Origin of the sequence: Acinetobacter sp. UBA1496 (assembly GCF_002324975.1) — a bacterium.
GTDB lineage: Bacteria > Pseudomonadota > Gammaproteobacteria > Pseudomonadales > Moraxellaceae > Acinetobacter > Acinetobacter variabilis.
Genome location: NZ_DCRI01000043.1, coordinates 1 through 3825 on the forward strand (window position 1 = coordinate 1; position 3825 = coordinate 3825).

The 3825-nt window shown below is 40.8% G+C and carries 3 protein-coding genes; 1 reads left to right on the forward strand and 2 read right to left on the reverse strand.

Annotated elements, in window-relative coordinates; translation table 11 throughout:
• Positions 1–574: 574 nt before the first annotated feature.
• Both B3143_RS04620 and tyrS read right to left on the reverse strand, forming a co-directional pair.
• Complete coding sequence (locus tag B3143_RS04620) at positions 575–865, reverse strand: hypothetical protein (RefSeq protein WP_261635548.1); 291 nt, start codon at positions 863–865, stop codon at positions 575–577.
• Between the two features lie 498 nt (positions 866–1363).
• Positions 1364–2596: a tyrosine--tRNA ligase gene (tyrS, locus tag B3143_RS04625; protein WP_262738616.1), complete on the reverse strand. Its 1233-nt coding sequence runs from the start codon at positions 2594–2596 to the stop codon at positions 1364–1366.
• 63 nt (positions 2597–2659) lie between these two features.
• Between tyrS and B3143_RS04630 the strand changes: the two genes are divergently transcribed.
• Complete coding sequence (locus tag B3143_RS04630) at positions 2660–3787, forward strand: anhydro-N-acetylmuramic acid kinase (RefSeq protein ID WP_286739693.1); 1128 nt, start codon at positions 2660–2662, stop codon at positions 3785–3787.
• Positions 3788–3825 lie beyond the last annotated feature (38 nt).

Consider the following 3825-nt stretch of genomic DNA (forward strand, 5'->3'; position numbering starts at 1 on the left):
CATAATCTCTTAATGATCTTTCTAACATCTCGTCAATGCCAGAAGCTGGACTTCGATAAACCTAACAACTCAGCAATCTGCTTCGCTCGTTTCCGTCTATCTCGTCGGTATGGGTGCATTCTAGAGGATTTCAGAATCATTGCAACCCCCAATTCACTATATTTTTCACATATGTATCTTTTTTCTACGAATTTCGTTAAAAAATCGCTTTTTTATCTAAATTTTGAGCATTTTTCTTCAATAAAAGCCGTATTCATTACAATCTAATTTAAAACATTAAAATTTATTAAGACCTGATAACTATCAAAAAACTGTAATTTTTAAATAAGACCGTACAATTTAAGGGCTGTATCCAGAATTTTCCGAAACTTTCTTATATCAGGTTATATATTTTGCTGTTTTCTATCCAACTTATATATATGGGGCTTTTTGCAAGGTCAAAATCCTTGCTGTATACAGATTTTTCTTAACACTCGGTTTTAAAGAACAAAAATAAGGATATGATCTTTCTAGGTTTCAGATCATCCAGAAATCTTACTTAAGCGCAGAAGAATAAGCAGAAGATTAAAATCGATTAAGCCACATTTGAGTATTTATCTTTTATCCAGTGCTGCATCACTTCCTCAATCACTTCTTTCTTACCACTATAGTCTTCAGCAGCAAACAATAATTTGGCCCGACATGGCAGGCGTTCTTTGACTAATGAAAAGAGTAAATAGTGGGAGGCAAGATCTAATTGCTGAAATAAGGCCTGTACCTGATCAAAAGATTTTTGTTTTCGCTCAGCAGACTCATATTCGAAGAGAAAACGCAAAATGAAATCGATGTCCTCATCAAACATCTGTTCAGTCTGGTATTGATACACCTTATTTACCTTTCTTTTTATAGATGGATTGAGATTCAAAGATGATTCATTCATCTCACCATGGATTTAACCCGAATCCAAGCTGATTCATCCATCTTTGTTTTGAATTTATTGAAGATTGAACATATAGCCAGACAACACCAATAAAAAAGGAAGAGATCTCTCCCAAAATCTCTTCCTTAGAATTGAATCTTTACCCGATCCATTATGTCATTATTATAGTTATTCACATTATATTAACTTGTCTCTTTACTTAGAGACCTGATCAATTATGGAGTTGTCTGTTATTGATCATTACCCTCTAGATATGCTTTTCACGGAATCTCTAGACGAATAAATCTTATACACAAAAAACCAGAAATGCAAGCCAAATGGCAAAATTTAAATGTTGTTTTTATAAGGTTTTTTTTGAATTTCTATATTTATATAATTCATATACAACTTAAAAAATAAAAGCAGGCCGAAGCCTGCTTTTATTTCAATAACTTAGAACCAGCCTTAGTCAACGAAGGTCACTTTTGCAATTGCTTTTTTGCTAGCCTGGATAATTAAAGTTACGTTCTCTTTCACAGAAAAAGACGCATCAACCGGTTTCCAGTCTACTTTTACAGTGCCGCGGCCTAAGGCATCTTTAGCTTGAGCAGCATTTTTGGTTAAGCCAGCTTCACGTAAAATTGATGTAATGAAGATCTCACCATCAAATTCGCCACGTGAAATGGTCACTTCTGGCGTACCTTCAGGCAGTTCACCTTCAGTAATGATATTACCTGCACCTTTATGAGCATGAGCGGCAGCTTCAGCACCGTGGAAACGTTCTACCAGTTCCAGCGCAAGAATACGTTTTACTTCCTGCGGGTTACGGCCTTCTTCGATTTCTTTCAGCAAGCCTTGAATTTCTTCTATAGATTTGAAGCTGAGCAGATCGAAATAACGCTCAATCAGTGAATCCGGCATAGACAGTACTTTCTGGTACATCGCGCCAGGTGCATCAAATACACCAATATAGTTGCCTAAAGATTTAGACATCTTGTTCACGCCATCCAGACCTTCAAGAATTGGCACAGTGATACATACCTGCGCTTCCTGGTTATAACGGCCTTGCAGGGTACGGCCCATCAACAGGTTAAAGGTCTGGTCTGTACCCCCTAACTCCACGTCAGCTTCTAAAGCAATTGAGTCATAACCTTGAACCAGTGGATATAAGAATTCGTGAATCGCAATCGGTTGCTGGTTGTTATAACGCTTGGTGAAGTCATCACGCTCTAACATACGTGCAACTGTTTGTTGTGATGCCAATTGAATCAAATCAGCTGCAGTTTTTTGTGCAAACCATTCCGAGTTAAACACGACTTTGGTTTTGTTTGGATCAAGAATTTTAAATACTTGTTCCTGATAGGTTTTTGCGTTTTCTAGTACCTGCTCGCGTGACAATGGCGGGCGGGTTGCACTCTTACCAGTCGGGTCACCGATCATCGCAGTGTAGTCACCGATCAGGAAGTACACTTCATGACCCAAGTCCTGGAATACTTTTAATTTATTGATTAAAACTGTATGACCTAGGTGCAGATCCGGTGCAGTTGGGTCAAAACCCGCTTTAATTTTTAAAGGACGATTCTGCTTTAATTTCTTCAGAAGGTCTTCTTCGGAAATAATTTCGTGGGTGCCTCGTTGGATGAGGGCAAGTTGTTCTTCAGCCGGCAGGAAATTTGACATCACAAAATCCAAATAGATCAGTTATACAATTTGTGCGATATACTAACACTTTTTCAGCACATTGCAGGCTTAAGAATAATCATGACAGCGATCTATATTGGGGTAATGACCGGCACAAGCATGGATGGTGTCGATATTGTTGCTGCTTCTTTTGATCCACTTCAGCTTCATGCCACCCTCACCTTGCCTTTTGATCCCGATCTTCGTGATGAACTGATGGCGTTAACTTTGCCAGATGACAATGAAATCGACCGCATGGGCAAAGCTGATGTCGCACTGGCACAAATGATTGGTCATGGCATCAATACGCTGATTGAAGAAAATAATTTAGACAAATCGCAAATCAAGGCAATTGGATCGCATGGTCAGACCATTCGGCATCGTCCTGAACATGGCTTTACCCTGCAAATTGGTGATCCGAATATTATTACCGAAATCACCCAGATTCCGGTCATTTCTGATTTCCGTCGTCGCGATCTGGCTGCTGGCGGTCAAGGTGCTCCTTTAGTCCCTGCTTTTCACCAGGATATTTTCCAGCATGACAGTATTCACCGTGTGATTCTGAATCTGGGCGGCATTGCCAATGTGAGTATTCTGCCGGCAGGCCAACCGGATCAAGTGTATGGTTTTGATACCGGCCCTGCCAATATTCTGATGGATGCCTGGTGTCAGCGTTATACTGGCCAGCCCTTTGATGAAAATGGTAACTGGGCAGCTTATGGCACGCCAATCCGTAGCCTATTGGACCGTTTACAGGAACATGAGTTCTTCTCAAAAGAGCCACCGAAAAGTACCGGCCGCGAAGACTTCAACCTGGAATGGCTGGATGAACAAATTGCCGACTGGCGCAATGACCTTCAATACGATGAACTTGAAGATACACCAGAGAATGTGCAAGCTACTTTAATGAAGCTCACGACCCGTGCGATTAAAAAAGCCATTTACCGTTCTGGTCTGGATACCGGTGAAGTCTATGTTTGTGGTGGTGGTGCCTATAATTCACATTTATTGGAACAGTTACGCTGGCGTTTGCGTAAACATCATTGGAGCGTACAGACTACAGCCGATCTTGGCTTAAATCCGACTTGGGTAGAAGGCACGGCTTTTGCCTGGCTGGCGATGCGTTTTATGAATCAACTCAGCGGCAATCTGCCGGCTGTGACAGGCGCATCAGGTTATCGTGTTCTGGGCACGCTTACCTCTGTATAAGAGCAGCTTTAAGCTCACTAGATCTCTTGCGAAAGTTA

What these genes read in the sequence shown, in the direction of transcription:
- B3143_RS04630 (WP_286739693.1), top strand. Translation starts at nt 2,660, where the DNA reads ATGACAGCGATCTATATTGGGGTAATGACCGGCACAAGCATGGATGGT.